General features: G+C 40.2%; 23 protein-coding genes. 10 read left to right on the forward strand and 13 right to left on the reverse strand.

Features of this window, described 5'->3' with window-relative positions; all coding sequences use genetic code 11:
* Positions 1-54: 54 nt before the first annotated feature.
* The 4 genes from HWQ40_RS22040 to dcm are packed head-to-tail and all read right to left on the reverse strand — an operon-like array spanning position 55 to position 1,311.
* On the reverse strand, positions 55-201 hold the full coding sequence (locus HWQ40_RS22040; RefSeq protein ID WP_292782039.1) for a hypothetical protein: 147 nt from the start codon (positions 199-201) through the stop codon (positions 55-57).
* Positions 202-256: 55 nt separating this feature from the next.
* A complete protein-coding gene (locus HWQ40_RS22045) occupies positions 257-775 on the reverse strand; it encodes a restriction endonuclease (RefSeq protein ID WP_334985602.1) in 519 nt (172 codons plus the stop codon).
* A 7-nt stretch (positions 776-782) separates the two neighbouring features.
* A complete protein-coding gene (locus tag HWQ40_RS35710) occupies positions 783-917 on the reverse strand; it encodes a hypothetical protein (RefSeq protein WP_366934022.1) in 135 nt (44 codons plus the stop codon).
* A gap of 52 nt (positions 918-969) precedes the next feature.
* Positions 970-1,311: a DNA cytosine methyltransferase gene (dcm, locus tag HWQ40_RS22050; protein ID WP_292781815.1), complete on the reverse strand. Its 342-nt coding sequence runs from the start codon at positions 1,309-1,311 to the stop codon at positions 970-972.
* A gap of 64 nt (positions 1,312-1,375) precedes the next feature.
* On the opposite strand from dcm, the gene HWQ40_RS22055 reads away from it, so the two are divergent.
* The 4 genes from HWQ40_RS22055 to HWQ40_RS22070 all read left to right on the forward strand — a co-directional run bounded on the left by HWQ40_RS22055 (position 1,376) and on the right by HWQ40_RS22070 (position 5,133).
* Positions 1,376-1,528 carry a hypothetical protein gene (locus tag HWQ40_RS22055; protein WP_292781818.1) on the forward strand — a complete coding sequence of 51 codons (153 nt, stop codon included), beginning with the start codon at positions 1,376-1,378 and terminating at the stop codon, positions 1,526-1,528.
* Between the two features lie 34 nt (positions 1,529-1,562).
* Positions 1,563-3,077 (forward strand): C-3',4' desaturase CrtD, encoded by a 1,515-nt coding sequence (gene crtD / locus HWQ40_RS22060; RefSeq protein WP_292781820.1) that lies wholly within the window; start codon positions 1,563-1,565, stop codon positions 3,075-3,077.
* 201 nt (positions 3,078-3,278) lie between these two features.
* Positions 3,279-4,385 (forward strand): saccharopine dehydrogenase NADP-binding domain-containing protein, encoded by a 1,107-nt coding sequence (locus HWQ40_RS22065; protein WP_292781823.1) that lies wholly within the window; start codon positions 3,279-3,281, stop codon positions 4,383-4,385.
* 358 nt (positions 4,386-4,743) lie between these two features.
* A complete protein-coding gene (locus HWQ40_RS22070; RefSeq protein WP_292781825.1) occupies positions 4,744-5,133 on the forward strand; it encodes a hypothetical protein in 390 nt (129 codons plus the stop codon).
* Positions 5,134-5,272: 139 nt separating this feature from the next.
* Here the strand turns inward: HWQ40_RS22070 and HWQ40_RS22075 are convergent, their stop codons facing one another.
* Positions 5,273-6,571, reverse strand: a complete 1,299-nt coding sequence (locus tag HWQ40_RS22075; protein WP_292781828.1) for a sodium:proton antiporter — start codon at positions 6,569-6,571, stop codon at positions 5,273-5,275.
* A 606-nt stretch (positions 6,572-7,177) separates the two neighbouring features.
* Between HWQ40_RS22075 and HWQ40_RS22080 the strand changes: the two genes are divergently transcribed.
* Positions 7,178-7,447, forward strand: a complete 270-nt coding sequence (locus HWQ40_RS22080; RefSeq protein WP_069069307.1) for a hypothetical protein — start codon at positions 7,178-7,180, stop codon at positions 7,445-7,447.
* A gap of 776 nt (positions 7,448-8,223) precedes the next feature.
* The gene (locus tag HWQ40_RS22085; RefSeq protein ID WP_292781831.1) at positions 8,224-8,595 is read left to right on the forward strand and encodes a hypothetical protein; all 372 of its coding nucleotides are present in this window, start codon (positions 8,224-8,226) and stop codon (positions 8,593-8,595) included.
* A gap of 121 nt (positions 8,596-8,716) precedes the next feature.
* Here the strand turns inward: HWQ40_RS22085 and HWQ40_RS22090 are convergent, their stop codons facing one another.
* The 5 genes from HWQ40_RS22090 to HWQ40_RS22110 form a co-directional block, all read right to left on the reverse strand.
* Positions 8,717-9,115: a nuclear transport factor 2 family protein gene (locus HWQ40_RS22090; RefSeq protein WP_292781834.1), complete on the reverse strand. Its 399-nt coding sequence runs from the start codon at positions 9,113-9,115 to the stop codon at positions 8,717-8,719.
* Between the two features lie 104 nt (positions 9,116-9,219).
* On the reverse strand, positions 9,220-10,368 hold the full coding sequence (locus HWQ40_RS22095; protein ID WP_292781838.1) for a glycosyltransferase family 4 protein: 1,149 nt from the start codon (positions 10,366-10,368) through the stop codon (positions 9,220-9,222).
* Positions 10,369-10,430: 62 nt separating this feature from the next.
* The gene (locus HWQ40_RS22100) at positions 10,431-11,600 is read right to left on the reverse strand and encodes a glycosyltransferase family 4 protein (RefSeq protein ID WP_292781841.1); all 1,170 of its coding nucleotides are present in this window, start codon (positions 11,598-11,600) and stop codon (positions 10,431-10,433) included.
* Between the two features lie 744 nt (positions 11,601-12,344).
* The gene (locus HWQ40_RS22105; RefSeq protein WP_292781845.1) at positions 12,345-13,484 is read right to left on the reverse strand and encodes an amidohydrolase family protein; all 1,140 of its coding nucleotides are present in this window, start codon (positions 13,482-13,484) and stop codon (positions 12,345-12,347) included.
* Between the two features lie 62 nt (positions 13,485-13,546).
* A complete protein-coding gene (locus tag HWQ40_RS22110; protein ID WP_292781848.1) occupies positions 13,547-14,896 on the reverse strand; it encodes a glutamine synthetase family protein in 1,350 nt (449 codons plus the stop codon).
* A gap of 173 nt (positions 14,897-15,069) precedes the next feature.
* Here HWQ40_RS22110 and HWQ40_RS22115 point away from each other — a divergent pair, with 173 nt between their 5' ends.
* A complete protein-coding gene (locus HWQ40_RS22115; RefSeq protein ID WP_292781851.1) occupies positions 15,070-17,511 on the forward strand; it encodes a hypothetical protein in 2,442 nt (813 codons plus the stop codon).
* 564 nt (positions 17,512-18,075) lie between these two features.
* On the opposite strand, the gene HWQ40_RS22120 is transcribed toward HWQ40_RS22115, so the two are convergent.
* The gene (locus tag HWQ40_RS22120; RefSeq protein ID WP_292781855.1) at positions 18,076-18,360 is read right to left on the reverse strand and encodes a DUF2470 domain-containing protein; all 285 of its coding nucleotides are present in this window, start codon (positions 18,358-18,360) and stop codon (positions 18,076-18,078) included.
* Between the two features lie 269 nt (positions 18,361-18,629).
* Here HWQ40_RS22120 and HWQ40_RS22125 point away from each other — a divergent pair, with 269 nt between their 5' ends.
* Positions 18,630-19,385 (forward strand): metallophosphoesterase family protein, encoded by a 756-nt coding sequence (locus tag HWQ40_RS22125; RefSeq protein WP_292781858.1) that lies wholly within the window; start codon positions 18,630-18,632, stop codon positions 19,383-19,385.
* A 99-nt stretch (positions 19,386-19,484) separates the two neighbouring features.
* Here the strand turns inward: HWQ40_RS22125 and HWQ40_RS22130 are convergent, their stop codons facing one another.
* The gene (locus HWQ40_RS22130; protein ID WP_292781861.1) at positions 19,485-20,348 is read right to left on the reverse strand and encodes a M48 family metallopeptidase; all 864 of its coding nucleotides are present in this window, start codon (positions 20,346-20,348) and stop codon (positions 19,485-19,487) included.
* Positions 20,349-20,741: 393 nt separating this feature from the next.
* Here HWQ40_RS22130 and HWQ40_RS22135 point away from each other — a divergent pair, with 393 nt between their 5' ends.
* On the forward strand, positions 20,742-21,275 hold the full coding sequence (locus HWQ40_RS22135) for a DUF4330 domain-containing protein (RefSeq protein ID WP_292781864.1): 534 nt from the start codon (positions 20,742-20,744) through the stop codon (positions 21,273-21,275).
* Positions 21,276-21,399: 124 nt separating this feature from the next.
* On the opposite strand, the gene HWQ40_RS22140 is transcribed toward HWQ40_RS22135, so the two are convergent.
* Entirely contained in the window at positions 21,400-22,296 is an 897-nt protein-coding gene (locus tag HWQ40_RS22140) for an alpha/beta hydrolase (protein WP_292781866.1), read from the reverse strand.
* 613 nt (positions 22,297-22,909) lie between these two features.
* On the opposite strand from HWQ40_RS22140, the gene HWQ40_RS22145 reads away from it, so the two are divergent.
* On the forward strand, positions 22,910-23,494 hold the full coding sequence (locus tag HWQ40_RS22145) for a hypothetical protein (RefSeq protein ID WP_292781868.1): 585 nt from the start codon (positions 22,910-22,912) through the stop codon (positions 23,492-23,494).
* The last annotated feature ends 246 nt before the right edge of the window (positions 23,495-23,740 follow it).

Below are 23,740 nucleotides of genomic sequence, written 5' to 3' on the forward strand. Positions count from 1 at the left end.
ATGGGATATCACGATTACTCCAGTTTGATTGGGATCTTATTTTCTTGCAAGTCCCTAAAGGGTTTCTGTTAGTAATCTTTGTTGTTTTTCTGATGGTAGATTATCCAAGGGTTCATCGTCTTCTGTCACCAGAAGACTAACATCTGGTAACAAATCTTCTGGTAAGAAGCCAGCGTCTGTCAAGGTAATACATTCACTCATAAGAAATACTGGAGATAGCAGCTTAATTCTATTGTGGCAGCAGGATCAATTCCCTTCACCCTAGCAGCAGATTTTCTACACCTACTATTGTCGTCGTAGTTGCTACCTGGATAATTCTACTGTATTGCAATCGCCACTGTAGTGCATTAGAAATTGTTAGATAGCCAATTTCTGGGGGTTGCTGCAAAATTATTTCTGCAAGTATTTCACGCCCAATTTCATCTAAAGGAAAGTTGCGTCCCTCTAAAAATGCTATTACATCTTCTTTGTTACCATTACGGCGTAAGATTTCTATTAGCCCGTACGTTGTTTGATAATCTCCAGTTTTTTCTCTTGAGACAAGGACAACATTCTGGAATTTTAAATTAGCAGTGCGGGAGCTATGCTCATCAATCTTTTCATACGCCAATATCAGCAGATGATAGCCCAATCCATATACTTTTTGACTGGCATTCCGAAAGGGGCATGAAGATTGGGGCTGACGAATTGATGTCACTTTTAAATCAACTTCTAATCCGGGAAAATCAATTCCCAAAGCAGCACTACCAAGGGTGTATTCATAATTTGTAGACAAATAAATATTAATTAAAAGTCAACTCAACATACGTTCCTACTGCTTTGCCATCTGTAACCCCATACAAATTAGGAATCGGTGTTGCCTTAAGTACAACACAAAAATCCCGTGCAGCAGTTTTGAGAGAGGATAAGGTTAGCACTTCCATTTTTTAAATAGCCAAAGTTAATTGTTGCCAACCAGATTTACTCAATTCAAAGTTTGTCTGGCTGCTTCTGGTCTAATATTTCTATAATGCGCTCAAATAGTGTTCCCCTAACTCTATCTCTCACACCAAGTTTTTTACCAGCAGGACTAAACGGTTGGCAAGGGAAGCCAGCAGTTAAAATATCGTGATTGGGAATGTCTAAAATGGAGATTTTGTTAATATCGCCTAAAACAATAGAGTCTTTGCCAAAATTACTTTCATAAACTTTACAGCAAAGTTCATTGATATCATTCGCCCATACTGTTTGAATATTTGCATTTGCCAAACCCAGGCGAAACCCACTGATACCAGCAAAAAGCTCTAAGGCTTTGAGTTTGTTTGTTGTCATCTACGAATTTTGAAACAAATTATAACTGTGGGCAAGGAGGTATATTATAGTGCTTCTCGTTTGTATGCAATACACTCTAACCTCTTTCCTAAAAAGACAGAAGAATGAAAGTGAAGTCAAAACTGTACTGCACCCAAGCGAAAACCGCTATAGCGATCGCCATCGCACCCTTCGCGGTACGATGGGCACAAAGGGCGCAGAGAAGGTAAAATTATAAGTAAAAGTATTAAGAATTTTAAAGAAACTAATCAATGTCCAGCATTTCTCTTGACAAAAGTAACTCTCATGTCGTTGTTATTGGTGCGGGAATCGGTGGACTGACTGCTGGAGCATTATTATCTTATAGAGGTTACAGCGTCTTAATTTTAGATCAAGCCCTCGTACCAGGAGGCTGTGCTTCAACCTTTAAACGCCAGGGATTTACCTTCGATGTCGGAGCAACTCAGGTGGCAGGGTTGGAACCAGGAGGAATTCACCACCGCATTTTCTCAGAATTGTCAATAGATTTGCCACAAGCAACACCTTGCGATCCTGCTTGTGCGGTGTATTTACCTGGGGAAAGTACACCCATCAACGTTTGGCGCGACCAACAGAAATGGCAAGAGGAACGACAAAAACAGTTTCCTGGTAGCGAACCATTTTGGCAGTTGATGGCAACTTTATTTGATGCTAGTTGGGAATTTCAAGGACACGACCCAGTACTACCGCCGCGTAATTTATGGGATTTGTGGCAGCTAACGCAAGCGGTGCGTCCCAGTACATTAATTACCGTACCCTTCAGCTTGTTTACGGTAGGAGATGCTTTAAGGTTATGTGGATTGGGAAATGACCGACGACTGAGAACTTTTTTGGATTTACAACTGAAGCTATACTCCCAGGTGGATGCAGACGAGACAGCATTGCTTTATGCAGCAACGGCGTTGAGTGTATCCCAACTGCCTCAAGGATTGTTTCACCTCCAGGGAAGTATGCAAGTATTAAGCGATCGCTTGGTACAATCCCTAGAGAGAGATGGCGGCAAACTATTGATGCGCCACACAGTAGAAGAAATCAAAATAGAAAACGGTAAAGCCAGTGCTGTTGTTATTAGAAATCAGAAAACTGGCGAAGTTTGGACAGAAGCAGCCGACCACATAGTTAGCAACGTCACTGTGCAGAATTTGGTGCAGTTGTTGGGAGAACAAGCGCCATCTGGTTATAAAAACCGGGTGGAAAAACTGCCCCAAGCATCGGGTGCTTTTGTGGTGTATTTGGGTGTAGATGCTAGCGCGATTCCGCCTGGGTGTCCTCCGCACTTACAATTTCTGTACGATGCTGATGGCCCCATTGGAGAGAATAATTCCTTATTTGTTTCCGTCAGTCATCCTGGAGATGGTCGCGCACTGGAGGGGAAAGCGACAATTATTGCTTCTTCATTTGTCAATCCTGCACAGTGGTGGGAGACTGATGATTATGAAGGACTAAAAGAAAAGTTTACCCAAGAAGCGATCGCTCGTCTTGCTCAATACTTTTATCTCAAACCAGAAACTATTATTTATCAAGAAGCGGCAACACCCCGCACCTTTGCCCATTTCACAGCCCGCGATCGCGGTATAGTTGGCGGTATTGGTCAAAGGATTCCCACCTTTGGCCCCTTTGGGTTCGCCAATCGGACACCAATCCAGAATTTGTGGTTAGTTGGTGACTCCACCCATCCCGGCGAAGGTACTGCTGGGGTGAGTTATTCGGCCCTGACGGTAGTTAGGCAAATTGAAGCGCAAATGTAGTACTTTGTAAAGTTAGTTTTGAGGGTTTGTAGTAAGCACTTTAGTGCTTAGAAAATAAGGACTAAAATCCTTACTACAAACTTGTTTACAACTATTTAGATAGAGCAGAAATTTTATTAAATACTATAAATCATACTTATAACCGATGGCAAACAGGACGCAAAACTGATGAAATAAGGTTAGTGTTGCGAATCTGGAGTAATGACAGACAACGTTTTAATTCTTGGAGGACGAGGGCGGATTGGTAGCAGTGTTGCCGAGGATCTAGCTACCCATACGCAAGCACAAATTACGATTACTGGACGTTCTGCGGAGTTTGGGGAGGCTGTGAGCTTGTCTTCGGGGGGGCAAGTGCAGTTTTTGATATTAGATTTGGCAGAAGTTGACAAGCTGCGAGATGCGATCGCAAACTCTAACTTAGTCATCCATTGTGCTGGGCCATTTCACTATCGAGATACTAATGTTCTTGAAACCTGTATTGCTCAAGGCGTTAATTATCTAGATGTTAGCGACCACCGTTCTTATACCAGCAAAGCTCTTAATTATCATGAAAAAGCTGCTGCTGCTGGCGTGACAGCAATTATTAATACTGGCATTTTTCCTGGTATTTCTAACAGCATGGTACGCCAGGGAGTTGAACAATTTGATCAACCAGAAAAGATCCATTTAAGTTATTTAGTTTCTGGTTCTGGTGGTGCTGGCATTACAGTGATGCGGACAACTTTTCTGGGATTGCAGTATCCTTTTGAGGCTTGGATAGATGGAAAATGGGAGATAGTCAAGCCTTACAGTGAAAGGGAATTAGTTGAGTTTCCATCTCCTTATGGACGCAGTGGAGTTTACTGGTTTGATATGCCAGAAACCTTTACATTGCCCCACGCCTTCCCATCAGTAAAAACTGTAATTACCAAGTTTGGCTCTGTTCCAGATTTTTATAATCATCTAACTTGGATTGCGGCACACGTTTTTCCCAAGTGGTTAATGCAGCGTCGTTACATGATTGAATTTCTGTCTCATGTCAGCCATTCTATGACAGATGTCACTAATAATTTTAGTGGAATTGGAGTAGCAGTTCGTTCTGAGGTTACAGGGCAGAAAAATGGTGAAACAGCCGTTTATTGTTCAACTGTAGTGCATGAAAATACAGCTGTGGCTTCTGGTTATGGTACAGGTAGTATTGCCCAATTATTGCTAGAAGGTAAACTCAAAAAACCCGGAGTTTTTCCTGTAGAAGAAGCATTACCAACAAATTTATTTGAAGAGGTAATGCAAAGCCGAGGAATTAAAATTAATCACAGTTGGTCATAAGTATCTATCCGGTAATAAAGTAAAAATGTCAGTCTACTTAAGTAGATTTGAGCTATTAGTCCAGAATTTGATTTCTGGACGGTATGTTAGTAAGCACGATAATTTGCGACAGGTACGCGGGTAAGATTACACAACTTTGTGCTACTACTAAATCATTTGTGAACCACGAGATCCCCGACTTATTAGAGAAGTCGGGGATTTTAGTCTTGTGAATTAAGATTACTATAACTAAAAATTAATATACCTTGAGGTAGAAGAAAGAACTGTACCTAAACACTTAGGATGCCTGTGAGCCTAAGATATTTAGTTTATCTTCTACCTAAAAAGGCTCATAACAAAAGATTAGGAGGTTTTTTTCATGCAAAAAATTCTATTAACTTTAAAACAAGCATTTCGTTCAAGCTTTTTGGTTGTTAGCTTGATGGTTTTCATCAGCTTGACAGGTTCCTTCATTTTTGTTCAGCAAACTAGTTATGCAACTACTCTTGAAGAATTAAAACTAGTACCTCCAGAGTATAAACCGAATTCTGAAGAAAGAATTAATCGTGCTAACGAATACGATCCAGGTGTTGGCATTCAAGAAGAAGAACGAGAAGAAGCTTATGAGCAAGCAATAAAAGATTCAAAAAACCTTAATACTATAGAGAAGACTTATGAAAGAAATTTGAAGGCTGAACAAGAACAAAATCCCCCAGAAAGTTTTGGCGAAAAAGCGAAAGAAGTTATTGAAAAAGTAACAGGTAAATAGGGAATATAAACCGAAACCGAACCCCTTTATTACAAAGAAATGAGAATTTAATACTCAAAGCGCCTCTCCGGTTTGAAGCAAGTTTAGAAAATTAAATTGTAGCGACTGTCTTGAAAGTCGCTACATACAAAAAATGTTTTTACTCAAATTCATCTATTGTGGTGGGAGCACTAGTATTTTTCTTATTAGCAAAATTGCGCTCATACCACTTCATTAATGGAGTTGTACTAATTCCATGCACAATTACCGAGGCGACAATGGTAGTGTAAGTTATCCAAGCAATTTGTTCGGCTGCTTCACCTTTCAAGCCATGACCAAAGGCATAGGCTAGATAATATAAAGAACCAACTCCGCGAATACCGAACCATCCAAATAACCACCGAGTTGCTGGGTGGAAGGTTTGGCGGCGTGAATCTAGAGGACGTTTTCCTATTGTGCTAATCCAAACTCCTACAGGTCTGATGATCAAGAATAACAAAATTATCACTAACAAAGATTGCATACCATAATTAAGCATTGGTTTCAATAACAATATTGAACCTAATAGTAAAATTGTCCCAACTTCCAGCAGCTTTTCAATTTGCTCAACAAATTCCAATTGTGCTAGCGGTTTTTCAGGATTTCTGTAACTGCGTTGCACAACTAACCCAGCAACAAATACTGCTAGAAATCCATATCCATTAACCATTTCTGTTAAGGAATAAGTTAATAGAATTGTGCTGATAGCAATAAAATCTTCCATTAACTCATCGGCAGCACGGCGTTTTTGAACTTTTTTTTCAATCCAAACGATAGATTTGGCAACAACAATCCCCATAATAATACCAACTGCGATCGCCCATATTAAATCAACTGTAATCCACTTTTGAAACCAGTTACCCCAGTTGTCATCTTCTAAGGCATGAATGCCAAAATAAACGAAGGGAAAAGCTAAAGCATCATTTAACCCACCTTCAGAAGTTAAACCAAATCTCAACTCATCTTGGTCATTTGTACTGGTAAGTTGTACTTCTGATGCTAATACTGGATCGGTAGGTGCGAGAATTGCTCCTAGTAAAATTGCTTCTCCCCAATTCATCCCTAAAAACAATTTACCCACAACAGCCAGAGCAAAAATTGAAATTGGCATCAGAAATACAATCAATCTCACTGTAATATCCCAAACACCCAACTTTAGAGGACGAACAATTCTTAAGCCGCAGCTAAACACAGAAATAATTACTACAAGTTCTGTTATTTTCTCCAGCAGTTCGGTGTTAAAAACGTCATCTCGACGTAATTGAATCAGCCCTAAGCCATAAGGGCCTAGAAAAATACCAACCACTAGGTAGATAATGGCAAAAGAAAGGGGTAAGCGAGTAATCCAACCTGACCCTAAAGTTACCATCAGCAAAAGTAGACCAATCACAAATAGGTCAATAATATAGATATCTACCATATAGCGATTTACATAAATATAAGGTGTTGCTTTGTAAGCTTAGTTGCAATACCTTTGTATTAGAATTTACCTATGGGCAGATTTTCTGGGATTAGGAATTTAGAGACACCACCAAATTGGAGAAGAAGGGAATAGATAAATTTGGCGTTGGCTTTGCCCATCGTAGAAATCGCACTTTGATTATTTATTAGAAGTCTTTTAACTAATCGGATGTGGCACAGGAATATCGCTCAGACACACCTATACGCTTTTACGAATAGTTTGTAAGCTAAACGACATCTAGTTTGCATATCCAAAATTTATATAACTCTTGTGGCGTATGTCGAAAAGCTTACGCTAATTATGCAAGTTAAATGTGGAACAGCTTAATCGTATCTGGTTAAAGACTTATGATTAAAACCGCAGAGGGGAGGGATTTTTGGGCTTTCTGCATGGATTCAAGAATATAGCTAATTAGCCGGACATGATATATTTCCTACTTTCTGACTCAGATATCACCCAATTTAGTACAAATATACTATAATAGGTATAGCGTCCACAAAGCCTAGCCAAATGCATAATGGCTCTGTGAAAACCTTCTGGAAGATGGATTCAAGGGTTAGTTCGATGATGAAGCATTATATTCTCAACCTCAATCCGACTGCCAAGCATGAATGGGATCGGTGTATTTTACGTGACCCGCTGACTGCCAAACGCCCAGACATTGCTAAACTAATTGCCGAAGCAGTTGGTGCTGATACAGGTAGTTATTTGGTCAGTGTAAATATTGAAGTTCAAGTTTTGCAGCAAGCGGCAGTACCTCAAGCCGAACAACTCTCGCTTTCATTTCCAGAGGTGAGTGTGCCCTCACAACCACAACTGCGGGAAGCAGCTTGAGCTAAAGTGCAGAATTTAGCAGAAAATAATAAGCCTGCATAAGCCAATACGGTTCAGTTAAGCGCTACTTCTACAAAATCGTGGGTTTTTGAGACGCGATAAATCGCCGTCTCTACAAGTCTTTTGGTCTTATCTGAACTGTATTGCTGCATAAGCAGGCTTACTTTGTTAGCCGCAGACTTCAGTCTGACGGCTAAATAAATCATGGGTATATGGGCGGACTTAATCTTAAAAGGCAAAATTAACAAACTTTGGGGGTTTAAGTCCCCAGCCTCTATAGGCAGCGCGTTTTGTGTCGGGGTCTAAATCCCCCTCACAAAACGTAATTGCGAATTGCGAATTGCGAATTGCGAATTGCGAATTGGTTTAATGGTGTTATTCAAAAGACATCTCCAGAAATTAATGATGATCTACATTCATTTTCACTCCTATGTCCAAAGCTAATTTGAAAAACTTAAAAAATTGGCTGATACAGAGTATATATAAAGATGAATGAGGTTTAAATTTAAAATTTTTTGAGAGTTTATTTGAACTTGATTTTTGCTAACATTTAGGAAAATGACTGTAAATAATTAGTGGAAAATAATTGGCATACCTGCACTTCAGACATCGCTTTTTCTCCCCTAATTCAGTACATTTGGACTATAATATATATATAGCGTCCACCAAGCTGATTTAAGTGTAAAACTGCTCTGTGACAGCCTTTTGGTAAATGGATTCAAGGGTTGGTCTTATACTTAAACACTACATTATTGACCTTAGAGGAAAATTATTAAATGATGCAACTGAGTCATTATCCAGCTGCGATCGCACAAGCTGCCCAACGGGCTAATGAAATAGACTCTCAGTTGATGGCAGTGCAGCACCAAGTTAACCGATTTGAAGGCAATGCAGACCGCACCGCCGCCTTTGAGATGGATTTGAAAAATGATGCTCAACGCAAGGCTCGCCGCTTTGAGGTGTTGCTTGTGAATCAGGAATATCAAAAAGCAATAGACATTCAAATTCGACTAACTGTCGATAAAGCAAATGCCATTGCTCATTTGGAATATCTGCGTAACCAGTTTAGTGTAGCTAAGTTGGAAGCAAGATTAGCGATCGCTCAACAACTCTCCGATTTTGAATCTCGTGAATTAGTTGGTTTATAGTCACACCCATGAACCTCTAAATTCAACTCCCGATCTTTACACACATCTGTCGAATCTCTTGCTTGGTAACTATCATGCCTCGGAATCAACTCCGAGGCTAAGTCAAAGTATTAAGTTGCAGTTATGTATACAGAGGTGTTGTATCAGTATAGAGTCTAACCGAAGTTACTAAGCCTGTTTCGTGGCGATCAGTGATAGCTACCGCCCTAACTGTTACGACCTTTTGATCATTGCGTTTGTAATGATTTAAGGCTTCAAGGACAAAAGACGATTCGGTGCCGTAAATATTCAGTAAGTCGTGAGTCAAGCTATCGAAGGTAATCCAGTACTCAGAAAGACTCTGTAAAATGGCAGCCTTACCCTGAATAGGAGGATTATTGTTAGATTGCATAACACAATCATCTGCCAGAAATGTGCCATAAACTTCTATATTTTTAGTATCAATAGCCTCCAAGTAGGTGAGATACCACTCGTAGGTCTTGGGTGAAAGCTGGTTAATTGTAAGCCTATCGGTTTTCATGAGTCACTTATCCTTGCCACCTAACGAATTAAGCGGATTATCTCACGAGCGACTCATAATACTTAAACTTTGGAGTTTAGATTAGATATTCGTGAAGTTCTTAACTAATTACTATTAAATTTACTTACTAATAGTTTAGCAATGTAATCATTAATAGCTGTCATATCAAAACGCTGACTAGCGCTAGTTCTAGCATTACTTGCTATAGTTGCAGTTATTTCCGTCTCCTGAAGACAGGTGATAATTACTTGTGCAAGTTCCTGGGCTTCTCCTGGTGTCACTAGAAAACCATTAAGTCCATGTTCTACTAATTCCATTACACCCCCAGCTTTTGCTGCAACTACAGGTTTTCCACATAGCATTGCCTCTACAATCACTCTACCAAAGGGTTCTGCGGAAATAGAGGTATGTGCTACCAAGTCACAAGCTGCCATTAACTGGGGAATATCAGAACGAAATCCTAAAAATTTGACGCGGTTTTCTAATCCCAGTTCAGCAACTTGTTGATGTAGCTTTTGGACATAATCTTGTTCACCAAACAGTGCGTCACCCACTAAAATTGCTATCACATCATGCGGACATTTAGCAAGGGCATCAATTAAAATATGCTGGCCTTTCCAAGGTGCAAGACGGCTAAAGTGTCCAACGACAAATTTTCCTTCTAATCCTAACTGTTGCTGTAATTTATGAATGTCAAACTCATCAGTTTGATAACTTTTTGGATTAAAGCCGTTATAAACAACTTCGATGATATCTGGGCGTCCTCCTGCTTGTACGAAGGCTGTTTGACTAGCTTGAGAATTAGCAATTACTAATGATGCAAAACGATTAGCTAAGTTAACAGCAATGCGAAGATTAGTTTGGCTAAAATGTTCTTTGGAAAGAATATCATGCAAATGATAAACCAGAGGGCGACGACTAAAAAAACTTGCCAATGCTCCGACAACTAATGCTTTTTGCGTGTTGGCATAGATTAAATCGTATTCACGCGCTTTTTTAACTACCTTAGTAATCAAAGGCGCAAGTTGTCCTAAACTATTGAATCCTTGTAGCAAACTGCTTTCTTTACGAACTTGGATTGCTTGGGTTGTGAAAACTTCTACTGGAATATTATTTTGCTGTAATAAATTTTTAAATGGGCCATCTGCAAATAAACCTACTAAAGCGCGATCGCCATAAGGTTTAGCAATATCTATTAAACATAATTCGGCACCGCCTGGTTTACCGCTTTGATCTAAGAAAAGAATTCTCATTAAACCTCTTTTTATCTAATTTGACCCATGTAATGCCCCTAGCATTTATTAAACTTACTTGTTTAAGCTAATAAAATATTGCGTACTTGTTGGGCAATTTGATTCCAGTCGTAGTGGATGGTTGCGTACTGGCGACAGGCTGATCGTGAAGGTATGGGGATATTACCCAAAAGTACTTGTTCTAATTTTTCAGCAATGTCTGAGGCTTCTGTTGAAGTCGTAATTAAATCGGGTGAAAATTCTGATAAAATTTCTGGCATTCCCCCAACTGGAGTACATAAAACAGGAGTACCACAGGCTAGAGACTCAACTATTACTAATCCAAATCCTTCAAAAGATTGACTAGGCATAATAGTCAATTCGGCAGCTTGGTAAGCCATAGGTAATTGCTCATCAGGAAGAAAACCTAAAAATTTAACGTTGTCATCTAGTCCTAATTCTGTAGCCTGTTGTTGTAGTGCAGCTTGGATGTGACCACGACCTGCGATCGCTAGCCAAACATCTGGTATTCTGGGCTTAATTATAGCTAGAGCTTGTAATAATTTGTCAACTCCGGTTCGATGTACTAAGCGACGTGATGTAAATATAATCCGGCGATTATTAGGCCAGCCTAGCTTTGCACAAGCCTCCTGGGGTGATAAATTTGGTTGAAACCAATTAATATCAACTCCACCGGGAATAAGATGAATTTTGCTCCACGGTACTTGATATTTATCATGTAAAATTTTACCAAAAGCTTTGCTCAAAACAATGAAGCGATCGCAGCGATTATAAGTGTTTTGTTCTATTAACCAGTGTTTAATTAAAAGACTAAGGTTTTTGTTAACAACTTCCTGCTGACTCTCAGAAGCCCAAGGACCATGAAAGTTAAAAGTAACTGGTACTCCCTTTGGTAAAATATCTAAAATCGGAAAACTGTATAATGCAAAGTGCAAATTAATAGCATCTGGTTTGCTGGTTCTTGTTTTCTGGAAATTAGTGCGAATTGCCCATAATCTTTGCCAAATAGCACTATCCACAGAAGCCAAATTAGTCAGCTTAATGGGCGAATTTATTTCAGTCTCTGGTAGACCAACTCCGCATAATTCAATTTGGTCTTGATTTGCTGCTAATTTATGAGTTAGCTCATAAATATACCTTTCTAGTCCTCCGGGACTTTTGGGAAACCAACCTAATCCAAGGGTGAGAATAGATGCAGATGATGAAGCAAAATTTTTTGGTTGATTTTCCACTGATGTATCTCCTATAAATATATTAAAATAGGCGCACACGTGTACGCTTCTACATCTGTATCCAAACCTGAATCAATAGAATTTGTGAATACACATTACCAATAAGAATTTTTGTATAGAAAACCAATTTATAAACTATTTATATATCAACGTCAACAAGGAATAAAACCTGTGTTTTTCTTAACTAGATAACACCGAGATAGATATATATGATACCTCCAAATTCAGAAAGGTGAATGCTATATAGGTAGAGATCAAAAGCCACTACAAAGTAATAAATATAGAACGTTTTTGTATTAATGCTTACGATTTTAATTTAAAAACTAAGTAAATATTGATACCTTAAATAATAGACCTCTTGCATAAGTCGAATATACCCCCCTTAATCCCCCCGATATATTGGGGGGAAACTTGAAATCTTGCCCCCTCCCCTTCACAAGGGGAGGGTTGGGGAGGGGTGATTCAAGGATTTTTGCAACAGGTCTAATGTTTTAAATACAGCACATTGCAACTTGGTGAGGTACAGATTATCCTAAAGGCACAACATTGTTGTGCCCCTACCCGTGTACTTCATTTACCTGAAATAGGCTCTATATTAACTGAAATTTTAAAGAAGAAGGTGAGCTTTGTAAAGCTTATGTAAAATAATTTGCTATTTATATATCACTTTTTAATCACTTTATTCAAAGAAAAATCTCAGCCAACTTTGAAAGCAAGAGTGATTGGGGTAATAAATAAATAATGCTAACGCTTAGTACTTGTTTCGTGCGCTGATTGGTAGAGAACTAAGGCATTTTCACGTAAAATTGCTACAGAAATCGCCTCAGCTTCAGCTACAGTAATGTCAGAATCTGTAATTGCTTGCTCTAGCACTTCCCCTAAAACCTGGCGACCCCACTTTGCACCCAAGTAGTACAATTCTGGAATTGAGTGAGCATCAGAAGAATACATTAACTTAGTAGTGGGAGTTAATTCTAACATCTGCCTGATTGCTTCCCGCATTCCAGATACGCTTAAAAAGGGTATTGCCAAACCGAAATCTAGATAAACTTGGGGATATACAGAAGCTAAATAACCAGCCTGCTGCATATAAGGATATGAAGCGTGTAGCAATACTATTGGTACATGGCGATACTGCGGTAACTCTAGTAAATATCGCAGATTTAGAGGATTAGCCAATCGTAAATCCAAGCTAGGATCGCCGTAGCCAGTATGAAATTGCACTGGTAAGTGGTGTTTTGCTGCTACTAATAATGCCTGTTGTAACAGAAAATCAATCAGCGGTTTATCTGTCAGTCGCAGAGGTTGATTGTGCAGTTGTTGTTTGAGGTTGTCAAAGTGAGTCGCCGCCACCTCGTCAGCTACCGATTGAATATCCAAACCACTCCGGTAACAGGCAATACTTTTAAAAGCTACTACTCCCAGCGGTGGGGGATCAAGTTCACTTTTGAATCTGGCTAGGAAAGTAGCAAAATCAGGAGATTGCGGAATTAGCTGTTCTGCTAATAGTTCTAATCTCAGAATCCGTCGCACAGGAATAAACCTTTCATGCCACGACAGAGGTAGGATAGTTTCTGGCTGCAAACCATCATCTAAGTAAATCGCCTCTAGGTTAGCAGCCCGAAAATAAATCTGCGTTAGTTCTTCTAATCCTAGACTTTCTCGCCGTGCCAAAATTGCTGTTTCTTCAGCTTCGCAGTTCAATAAAGTGGCAATATCGCGCAAGCTACGCTGATAAAAGAACGTATGACGGGCATGGTAGTTAATTATTTCTGGATCATAGCCTTCAGTAAAGGCCGCTGCATAGGGAGACTGGGCAGCTACTTCTGGTTTTAATATGTTGTGGGCGTGTTGGTCAATTAAAGGAATATCAGCCAGATTCATTTTTAGTAGGGAGTAGAGAGTGGGGAATTAGGAAAAGACTACTTTCATACTTGGCAGTCTTACTAGTATTTTTCTAATAATGTTTTCACTTCTGCCGTTAATTCCCAATCTTTCATTGCTTGCCACTCTGCTTGACGCACTGCTAAGAACGCTTTGGCTAACTGGGGATTTAAAGCTGTTAATAGGATATCGTCTTGCTGGAGATGAGCGATCGCTTGCCCCAAATTATTTGGTAATGGGTCTATTTCTTTAGCACTGCGTTCTTCAATTGATAAATATCCAGGGTCTTGATTTACTGGGTTTAGTGGTGTGAGACTACGCTGCACACCATCAATTCCGGCTGCAATCACTGCTCCTATTGCTAAGTAAGGATTAGCTGAAGCATCTACAGTTTTCAATTCAAAGTGGCTGGGACAGCCCAAAGCAGGGTCACTAGGGACTCTAACCGCTGCCTCCCGATTATCTAATCCCCAACAACGGAAAGCACCACTCCAACTATGAGGAAGAATGCGGCGGTAAGAATTAGTACTTGGGGTAGTTAGTGCCATCAGTGCCGGCAGATGGCACAGAATACCAGCGATAAATTGTAATGCCACCTCAGAAAGACCATAGATATTCTGAGGTTCAGGTAATAGGTTTTTCTCGCCATGCCAAAGGCTCAGATGGATATGACAACCACTACCAGCTGCATCCGGGAAGATTTTGGGTAAAAATGAAGCAATGAGGTTGTGACGGTAGGCGATCGCTCTGACAGTTTCTCGAAAAGCAATTTGCCAGTCAGCTGCTTGTAAAGCATCGGTATAGCGCATGGAAATTTCCTGCTGACCTGGGCCTGATTCAGGATAATACTGTTCGACAGGTATACCTTGGGCAATAAGTGCATCAGCGATTTCATCAATTACTTTGCGGTGGAGATCCATTGCCTGAGTTGAAGCAAAAACTGTGGAGTCAGCCGGAATGATGCCATCAGGTGTTTGCCGCAGTAAGTAAAACTCATTTTCAAAGGCTGCCTGTACTTCCCAACCAGTTGATTTAGCTGCCGCAATCATCCGCTTCAAGAAATTTCGCGGGCATAACCCCCAAGCAGCACCATCTAATAACATATTGCCCATGACACGAGCATGACCAGGACTATAAGGTAAAGGCTTGAGGCTAGACCAATCTGGAACTAAGCGAATTTCACCTACTGGCCCTAAATTTGTTTCTGGCACAACTGCATCATACATTACGGGAATTCCCTGCTGCCCTACAGAAATCCCTACTCCATGTTCAAAGTAGTGAGCTAACATTCCCAGATGCACAGCTTTGCCACGGATAATATTAGCATTATCGCACCAAAGAACTCGTACAAATTTCACACCAGCTTCTTCAAGATATTTTTGTATTTTTTGAAAGTTCTTTTTTTCAGCCATTGCTAGTTATTTTTATCTTTACTCGATTTATTTTCTCATGAAAGTTATGGCAGAGTGATATCAGATGCCGTGTCCATACATAGCCCGTATCTTAGCCACTTCAAAATAGTTATATTTTTTTACGGATTTCATAAACAATGATTGTATATAAATAATTAAAAGCTGAAAATTATATGATAAATAAATTACTGGCGCAGTTAAAAAAACTACTTCACAAGCTCAATCAACACATCAAAAAATTATCTAATACTAGATATTTACAAAGAAATAAAACTTTCAATTTTTTACTCAGTCTGACTATTGGAGTCATTGTTACTACCCTTGGAATTACAACAGACTGGGCGACAACTGGAACACGCACGCTTACACATAATACTATTGGCAGTGAAAATCTGCGGCTACAAAATAATACTGAAATACCCACGCTTACACACAAGATATCTTCAATAAATAATACTATTGGCAGCGAACATCTGTGGGTACAAAACAATACTGAAATACCCACGCTTACACACAAAATATCGTCAATAAATAATACTATTGGCAGTGAAAATCTGCGGGTACAAAACAATACTAAAACACCCACGCTTAACTACAAAACATCATGGATAGGTAATACTATTGGCAGTGGAAATCTGCGGGTACAAAATAATATTGAGGCAATGTATGTTGCTCCTGATGGCACAGTTTATACCAACAGCCATTGGGATGAGGCGGCAATGGAGGCAGGAATATATAAAGATGGTAAGGTTATTGCTGCCCTTGGGGATACTCACGGCTGGAGTCGTGGTGGTGGCAAAGCTGTAACAGCAAATGGTAAATATGTTTACATTGCCATGACTCAAGGTTCGAGGGGTAAGACAAATGAAGATTACCCACCAGAAGGAACAACTTGGCATTGCGTTAGACGCTATGACTTGTCAGGAAAACCTGCGCCATTCTCTAATGGGCGTGGCTGGGATAAAAGTATGTTGATTACCAGTACTAAAAGTGAAGTCACTGGATTAGCAACTGTAGGAAGCGAGTTATATGTAAGTGATTTTGCTACTAACCAGATTCGTGTTTATGATACTGATACGATGAAGGAACTCCGCAGCTTTACCTTTGCTAATCCGGGAGCAATAACTATCGATCCACAAAAAAATCTGTGGATTATTCAAAGTAAAAATGGTACTAAGCCTGCAAAAATTTTACATTATTCCCAAAGTGGAAAGCAATTGCCCCAACAGATTGCAGATATCGTCGAACCAACAGCGATCGCTATTAATCATCAAGGTAAGCTGTTAGTAGCAGAAAATGGCCCGCGTCAGCAAATGTTGACTTATGAGATCAAAGATCAGCCAGTGCAGGTGGGTAGTTTTGGTTCTAAAGGCGGTATCTATGCAGGAGTTCCTGGTGAAGTTCGAGATTTGAAACTTTACGGACTTACCGGAGTTGGTACAGACGCTTCAGGCAATATCTATATAAATAGTAATGGTTTCAACAAATCAGGAACAGATTTGCGGAAATTTTCGCCATCGGGAAAACTAATGTGGCGATCGCTGGGATTGATATTCGTCGATAATGCAGATGCCGATCCTAAAACTGATGGTGTAGATTTATTCACCAAACAAGAACACTATCTGATGGATTACAGTCAGGCTGCTGGTAAGCAATGGACTTACAAAGCCTACACCTTAAATGCTTTCAAATATCCTCAAGATCCACGTCTGCATACATCGCCAGATGGAACCTTTGTTCGCCGCATCCAAGGGAAGCCGTTTTTGTTCCTTACAGATATGTATAACAGCTTTCTGCAAATATATCGTTTTAATCCCGCCACAGATGGTAAAGTCGCCATACCCGCCGGAATGTTTGTCGGTACTAATGGCGCAGATAAACCATTTATCAGCGGAAATTGGCCACCGCATCAACCAGAACAAGGAGAATGGATCTGGCGCGATCGCAACGGTAATGGCAAATTTGAAAAAAACGAATACGATCGCAGCAAAGATTATCCTCATCTCGGCGGCTGGTGGGTAGACAGCAAAGGAGATGTTTGGAAAGCTTTGCGAACAGAAGATGGCATTCGACATTATACATTACAGGGAATAGATCCTAAAGGCAATCCCATCTACACCTATAGTTTGATGGAAAAACAAACTACTCCCAAAATATTTAACGACTTGCGGCGGATCGAATATTTTCCTGAAACAGATAGTATGTATTTGTCAGGCTTTACGGTAGATCGTCCTGCATTTGGTGACGATGCTGGAGTTGCTGGATCTGAGATTGCCCGTTTTGACAATTGGAGTAAAGGAAATCGTACTCCCAAATGGCGGATTGTAATTCCCTACGACAGCACCGGTAAGCGTGAAGTGTCTACAGCAGCAATCAGTGTGGCGGGAGACTATGTATTTGCCGTGACAGTCAAAACCGCAGAAGTATATGTCTACAATGCCAAGACGGGAGCGCAAGTACAACAGTTAAAACCAGGCCCAGAAGTTGGCAGCGAAAGTGGCTGGATTGATATACCCTACGGGATTCGCGCTTTTCGGCGTTCCAATGGTGAGCATCTGGTATTTGTGGAAGAAAATTGGAAAGGAAAAGTGATTATGTATCGGCTGGCGGGGTGAGTATTTACAGCAATTACGACATAATATCATGTCCGCATAATTATACCAATTTGAAAAAAGAATGCGACAAATAGACCATTTGTAGAGACGCGATGAATCGCGTCTTTACCGAAAGATGTGTTGCAATCATTAATTGAATTGGTATTAGTTATGATTCCCCTAGTTATTACACCCCTCCCCTTGGTAAGGCTACGGTGTACACAAAAGTATAGTCTGCAAGGGTTTCAAGCCTTTTAGCCCCATAAATACCCCACTTTTGGGCAACTGGAAACTCAATTTCTCCCCCTTATTTTAGGGCTAGGGCAACGAAACCAAGTTTTAAGTGGGATTTCAAGACTTGTGTGTACACCGTAGGCTTGCGGGGAGGGGAGACGAAGCGTAGCTTTGGCTCTTTGGGGTTCTTCGGGTTTAATACAATGTCATTTGTGACTACAAAGGACAAATGACTAATGACTAATGACAGCCAACTCCAAAAATATTTCACAAATGATTTAGTATTGCTATATGTACAAAAATATGTGATTAAATATATCGCAGATTTAGTGTCAATTACTTTGTTATTTCCTATTTAGCCTTCACCCGCGCCTGCTTCACCATTGCAATCAAAGTTTGATGGGCATCTTCCGCATCTACTAAAACACGATCAAATTGAATGCGAACTGGTACAGCTTCCCCATTTACTTGCGCTGTTAAATCCATACCCTGTGCATCAATTGACAGCATTTCGGCTGCGATCGCATCTGTGACACCACCAAAAGCTTTAGCATAAACAACTACAGCATCAGCATGATCGTCATTCATGTGCTTGCAGATACGCGAACTAATTTCAGCAGAGAAATCATTAGACATTGTAAAGTTAAAAGTGATAAATATAGCAAGAGCCTAAATTCTCGGCTAAGTAGTTCAAATTAGCAGAAAAAGCTAGTCTTACGCATCGTTATTATAAGTTATATCTGAAAAACAATTGCTGTTGTATATATTTGATAAGTTAAGTTTATTACTCGTACAAAAATTAAATTAAAATAACTATTATCCAGTATTTTTACCTTCCATTGCGGAAAGCAGACAGCGTAAACTGTAGCAGAAGTATTAGCCAAAACTATTGCAGCTAAGAGACAATGAGCGAAACTAGCCCCAGACGAATTGTAATTGGGGATGTGCATGGACACTATGAAGGTTTAATGACATTGTTGGAGGCGATCGCCCCCACGTCAGAAGATCGAGTCTATTTTCTGGGAGACTTAATCGATCGCGGCCCTCATAGCGCACAAGTAGTTAATTTTGTCAAGGAAAATAACTACTCATGTTTGTTGGGAAATCATGAGCAGATGTTACTAAGCATTCTGACGAATGAAAGGACTTCCTCCTCGACGATGCAAGCATGGCTGTTTGGTGGAGGGCAAGCTACCGTGGCCAGTTACCAAGAGGCTCCAATTCCTGATGACCATCTGGATTGGTTAAAAGCTTTGCCTACATACCTTGACTTGGGAGATATTTGGTTAACTCATGCTGGTGTTGACCCTTGCAAGTCGGTGACAGAACAAACTGCCGATGAACTGTGCTGGATACGAGAGGAATTTCACAGCATTGAAAAACCCTACTTTCCAGATAAACAAATTATCATCGGTCACACCATTACCTTTACTCTGCCGGGTGTTTCTCCTGGTAAACTGGCACAAGGAAAGGGATGGCTAGACATAGATACTGGCGCTTATCATCCCCGGAGTGGCTGGTTGACTGGACTAGATGTCACAAATCAGTTGGTTTATCAAGTTAATATCTTTAAAAACTATATCCGTACGCTGCCTTTAGAAGAGGTTGTAAGTACGGTTGATCCAGCCAAAATTAAAGTCAATCGCCGCAATAAGAATTGAGCAATATTTGAAATGAGGGGGAGAAATCAATTCAAAATTCAAAATTCAAAATTCAAAATTAAAGAACTTCTGCCTCCTGCCTCCTCTTTCCCAATTCCCTCAAGACTTCGCTAATGGTCGAATATTAGCTTTATAACTAGCATTATCCAAGCCAGATTTTCCCTTACTAGGTTGAGAGTTAATTGCACGTTTGAGGGCATCAATGCGATCGCTGGTTCCGGGGTGTGTACTCAAAAATGTCGGAGTAGAACCACCTTTTTTCAGCAGCTTTTGCATAAAAGAGACCATTGCTGACTGGGCATAACCAGTACGTGTCAAAGTTCGTAGTCCTCTTTGATCGGCTTCAAATTCGTTTTTACGACTGCGTGGTAAGTCTCGCGCTAACTGTACACCAATTTGCACTGCGGAATTTCGATCTAAGCCAGCCGCCGTTAATAGACCACTTTCGAGGGCTTTTTGCTGCATCTGCTTGACTACGTGTTTCCCGCCAATATGACCAATTTCATGGGCAAGTACACTTGCCAATTCCGCTTCATTGTCTGCGGTTTTCAGCAAACCTGTGTGGACATATACATAGCCGCCCAAGGTCGCAAAGGCGTTAATAGAGTCATCCTCAACTATCTGGAAATTATAGGGGAGATCGGGGCGATCGCTATTCGTTGCTAAACGCCGACCAACTTGTTCTACATAACGATTCACTTCGGGATTGCGGTAAAGTCGGACTTGACTGCCGACCAATTCCTGATTAATCTGCTTACCAAGATCAACTTCTTGATTAGGAGATATATTAGAAAGCTGAAATGCCTGAACTCCTTGGAGTAGAAGAGGTAAGAAATCTAAAGTTCTTCCAGGCAAGGGTGTACTCAGGCACAGACTCAGGGCGACTACCACTGAAATTAGGGGATAAAACCAGCGACGCCGCCATACACGGTAATTTGCAGCAAAACCTTTCCAATTGAACATAATACGTTTTGAAGATTATTTCGGAAGAACATAAAATGAGGGGACAAATTATGAGACGGATTTAAAGTATTCTAAGTTGCATTCTTAACTCAAGACCAAAGGAGTTGTCATACAGATAATCTTGATGCAAATCTACCGAATTACGGAAGGCTAGGGATTCTCTCTAGAGATAGGCTTAAACACTAGATTTTACTTTCTAGGTGCGTCAGTCTTAACTGGTAAAAATTTAAGGGTTAGCTGCCGTGCCTCGGAAATTACGAACCTGTGATAAACTGTCGCATAACCGCAACCCCCGAATACTTTGAGTTATTACCAAAGAGGGAAAATTGCCGTTTCCATCGAAAACTTTCTTGCTACAATCCATTACTTCGCTATTACCTCGGAAAACTTTTTATGGCTATTTTAGATTCAAAAGGTCGCTTGTTTGGCAAAATCAATCTCCTAGATTTAGGTGCTGTGCTGGTAATTCTGCTAGTTATCTTTGGCATCTTTGTTTTTCCTGGCACTTCTGGTTCTGTTGCCCAAGTTGGTGCGAAAACAGTACCCATAGAAGTAGACTTAGTAGTTCGTGGTTTGAATGTACGCGACCCGGAAAAATTAATCGATAATGGGTTAAAAAAAGGCGGAAAAACCAATGTGATTATCCGTAATCAACCATACGGACAGATTGAAATTAAATCTATTCAACAGCTACCTAGAACAGTCAATGTTTTCCAACCGGATGGCACTGTTAAAGAACTGCCAGATCCAAAAAGCAACAATTATAGTGCAGATTTTCTTTTGACTTTAGATGGTAAAGCCCAAGTTACTGAAAGCGGGCCAGTTTTGGGTAACAGTAAAGTGAAAATTGGGATGCCATTTGAGTTAGAAGGCTTTAACTACAACTTCAATGCAACTGTCATTGATATCAGATTGAAAGATAAATAGTATTATCACTTTTGTTGATAATTTTATCTAGCAATCTTATTAAACATCTGGTGAAAAAGAATGTAGAGACGCGTTAGCGCAGCAGGGCAAAGCCCAGTCCAATTTTGCGTCTCTACTACTTATGTTAATTAAGCAAAGGCAAAAATTTGCGAATTAACCCGATTGTCACTGCTGGCAATTCCAACTGTGGTGTTAATCCGACATCTTCCAACTGTTGAAAAAATCGGATCGCTAGGGGATTGATTTCAGCAAGACGGCGACCAATTGAGGGGCCTGTAAATTCTGACTTTTGTCCCCAAATAATGGCGGTGGGAGTGGTTAATTGTTGAATATAAAGGGATAAATCAAAGCACAAATCGCCACGGACAAAGGACAGTGCTGCATACTCAGCATTAGGCTGTAGGGCAGATTCTAGATAAGCATCTACAATTTCTTGGTAGACTCGATTGGATTGAGCAAATTGCCGTTGTTCTAAAAAGCCGCGAATACCACTATTAGTAGCAATTCCAGTGCTGTAAAGTAAACGATCAACAATGGGAACGCTAACTAACTGGGCAAAAAAACTACGGGAGTAGTCTTCGCCAAAGTCAGAAAGTCCGGCGGGGGTGGTAAGAATTAAAGACTTGAATAAATCAGGACGATCTGCTGCTACCCGAATTATAAATGCTGCGGTCAAAGAAGAAGCGATCGCTGTTACTGGCCCAGTACAAGTCTGCTCGAAAAACTCCCGAATCGTGGTCAAATAATCCTCAATTTTATAACTCCGTGCTGGATGTTCAGACCTACCCCAACCGAGCAAATCTGGCGCAATGACCCGATATTCAGCCGCAAAAGCCGGATAAACTTTCGACCACTCATAAGCAGAAGACCCACCACCAAAGCCGTGCAGGAATACCAAAGTTTCTTGATCGTCTTTGGCAGTCTCATAATCCTGCCAAGGTGCTCCAGCAGCAGTATAATATGCCATTCTACCTAGTGAGGTATCTATAGAGCGTTGTTCAAATCCTAGTGGTTGAAACATAAGTATTTTTTCGTTGACTGTAGTGATTCGTTGGCACAAGTAAGACAAAATACCTTTGAAGTAGGCACACGGAGAGAATATTTGATAATTTCTTTGCCTCCCCTTTAGTCACCCTAGATGTTTACTGCACTCAGCGTTGAGTAAATTAACAAGCACTTAATATCTGTGTACTTAGTAAAAGCAACGTCCCTTGTAGGCAGTCTTTTAACTCAGCACTCTTAATGTGTTTAGTTCAAACTCCCCACTCATTGTTATTATCAGCGAACCAATCACTCTCAGACTTCTCGCTAGCGTCAGATTAAGTAGATATAAAATTACTGGATTACTTGTAAAGATTTGGTGCTTTTTTTCATAATAATCAAGTAACTTAACGTTGAAATTACTGTTTTATAAGGGTTTTTCATGGTAGCGAAGATCGCTCCAGCGTTAATCAAGCATAAGTTTTTATGGTAGTCTATCAAAAAACCCATAAATAATTTTGAGCGTCAACACGTCAACAATAGTTAAAACGCTTATTTTAATAAGCTGTTAAATCTACTTATATAGTAGAAACAATAGCTTTTGATGTATAACTAATCTGATTATTATCTAAGTAATGGTAAGGCGGAATGTCATGGTAAAGCAGGCTACTCTTCAATCAAATAAACTAGCAACGATTGAAGACGCTAAATTTGCGCTTGACAACTTTAATATACAAAACGAAATTAAAGCTTCAGCTAGGCGGGGTCAGGTCGAGCCAGTTCTTGATGCTGCCAGACTTACTGTACCTACTTGTATTTGTTTAGACTTAGAAGATTTGAAGTGTTTTGAAGCAGTAGAGCGCCAATATGAACGTTGGGGAGTCATTTTTCACAATTCTCTAGCAATACAGCCATCAAATCCAGCATTTCCAACCTATTCAGGGCTAATAGTCTTAATGGGAGCGCCTAAAAGCGGATTTTTAGAAGCTAGTTTCTTGCGTCCAGTTAATTCGGTTAGTGCCTTTGTCACTAGTTCGCAACGGCTAGTGCTTTCCGCCTACGATCGCGATCGGCAACTACTCGCTCAAACTGCACTACCAGGCTCTAATCTTGCCAATTCCGACTCGCCAATTTCCCCCAATACCTTATTATCTATAAATGTGAATAACATTTACAGCGTTACCTTTTGTACTTTTGATGGTCAATTCACCCTTGATAACTTTCGTTTTTGTCTTTAACTAAGACTTACCGAAGAAAGGCAGAGGGCAGGAGGCAGGAGGCAGAAGGTTTTAGAAAATAATTCTTCCCTTTTCCAAAAGGGTCTGAAAGCAACTAAATTTATTTATGAAAAACAAAAAAATATGTATTTCGAGACGTATAGCGCATATTTACAGCGTCCTTGCTAAATCCCCTGAATTTATGAATGGGGATTCCTCCTGCCTCTTTAAGTACAAAATGCCCTTGCTCTGAGCGATTGAAAATGG

Origin of the sequence: Nostoc sp. NMS9, from assembly GCF_017114995.1 — a bacterium.
Classification (GTDB): Bacteria; Cyanobacteriota; Cyanobacteriia; order Cyanobacteriales; family Nostocaceae; genus Nostoc.

What these genes read in the sequence shown, in the direction of transcription:
- HWQ40_RS22135 (WP_292781864.1), top strand. Translation starts at nt 20,742, where the DNA reads ATGGCTATTTTAGATTCAAAAGGTCGCTTGTTTGGCAAAATCAATCTC.
- dcm (WP_292781815.1), bottom strand. Translation starts at nt 1,311, where the DNA reads ATGACAACAAACAAACTCAAAGCCTTAGAGCTTTTTGCTGGTATCAGT.
- HWQ40_RS22115 (WP_292781851.1), top strand. Translation starts at nt 15,070, where the DNA reads ATGATAAATAAATTACTGGCGCAGTTAAAAAAACTACTTCACAAGCTC.
- HWQ40_RS22145 (WP_292781868.1), top strand. Translation starts at nt 22,910, where the DNA reads ATGGTAAAGCAGGCTACTCTTCAATCAAATAAACTAGCAACGATTGAA.
- HWQ40_RS22140 (WP_292781866.1), bottom strand. Translation starts at nt 22,296, where the DNA reads ATGTTTCAACCACTAGGATTTGAACAACGCTCTATAGATACCTCACTA.
- HWQ40_RS22105 (WP_292781845.1), bottom strand. Translation starts at nt 13,484, where the DNA reads ATGAATCTGGCTGATATTCCTTTAATTGACCAACACGCCCACAACATA.
- HWQ40_RS22090 (WP_292781834.1), bottom strand. Translation starts at nt 9,115, where the DNA reads ATGAAAACCGATAGGCTTACAATTAACCAGCTTTCACCCAAGACCTAC.
- HWQ40_RS22130 (WP_292781861.1), bottom strand. Translation starts at nt 20,348, where the DNA reads ATGTTCAATTGGAAAGGTTTTGCTGCAAATTACCGTGTATGGCGGCGT.
- crtD (WP_292781820.1), top strand. Translation starts at nt 1,563, where the DNA reads ATGTCCAGCATTTCTCTTGACAAAAGTAACTCTCATGTCGTTGTTATT.
- HWQ40_RS22110 (WP_292781848.1), bottom strand. Translation starts at nt 14,896, where the DNA reads ATGGCTGAAAAAAAGAACTTTCAAAAAATACAAAAATATCTTGAAGAA.
- HWQ40_RS22095 (WP_292781838.1), bottom strand. Translation starts at nt 10,368, where the DNA reads ATGAGAATTCTTTTCTTAGATCAAAGCGGTAAACCAGGCGGTGCCGAA.
- HWQ40_RS22065 (WP_292781823.1), top strand. Translation starts at nt 3,279, where the DNA reads ATGACAGACAACGTTTTAATTCTTGGAGGACGAGGGCGGATTGGTAGC.
- HWQ40_RS22055 (WP_292781818.1), top strand. Translation starts at nt 1,376, where the DNA reads ATGCAATACACTCTAACCTCTTTCCTAAAAAGACAGAAGAATGAAAGT.
- HWQ40_RS22040 (WP_292782039.1), bottom strand. Translation starts at nt 201, where the DNA reads ATGAGTGAATGTATTACCTTGACAGACGCTGGCTTCTTACCAGAAGAT.
- HWQ40_RS22125 (WP_292781858.1), top strand. Translation starts at nt 18,630, where the DNA reads ATGAGCGAAACTAGCCCCAGACGAATTGTAATTGGGGATGTGCATGGA.
- HWQ40_RS22080 (WP_069069307.1), top strand. Translation starts at nt 7,178, where the DNA reads ATGATGAAGCATTATATTCTCAACCTCAATCCGACTGCCAAGCATGAA.
- HWQ40_RS22070 (WP_292781825.1), top strand. Translation starts at nt 4,744, where the DNA reads ATGCAAAAAATTCTATTAACTTTAAAACAAGCATTTCGTTCAAGCTTT.
- HWQ40_RS22120 (WP_292781855.1), bottom strand. Translation starts at nt 18,360, where the DNA reads ATGTCTAATGATTTCTCTGCTGAAATTAGTTCGCGTATCTGCAAGCAC.
- HWQ40_RS22085 (WP_292781831.1), top strand. Translation starts at nt 8,224, where the DNA reads ATGATGCAACTGAGTCATTATCCAGCTGCGATCGCACAAGCTGCCCAA.
- HWQ40_RS22075 (WP_292781828.1), bottom strand. Translation starts at nt 6,571, where the DNA reads ATGGTAGATATCTATATTATTGACCTATTTGTGATTGGTCTACTTTTG.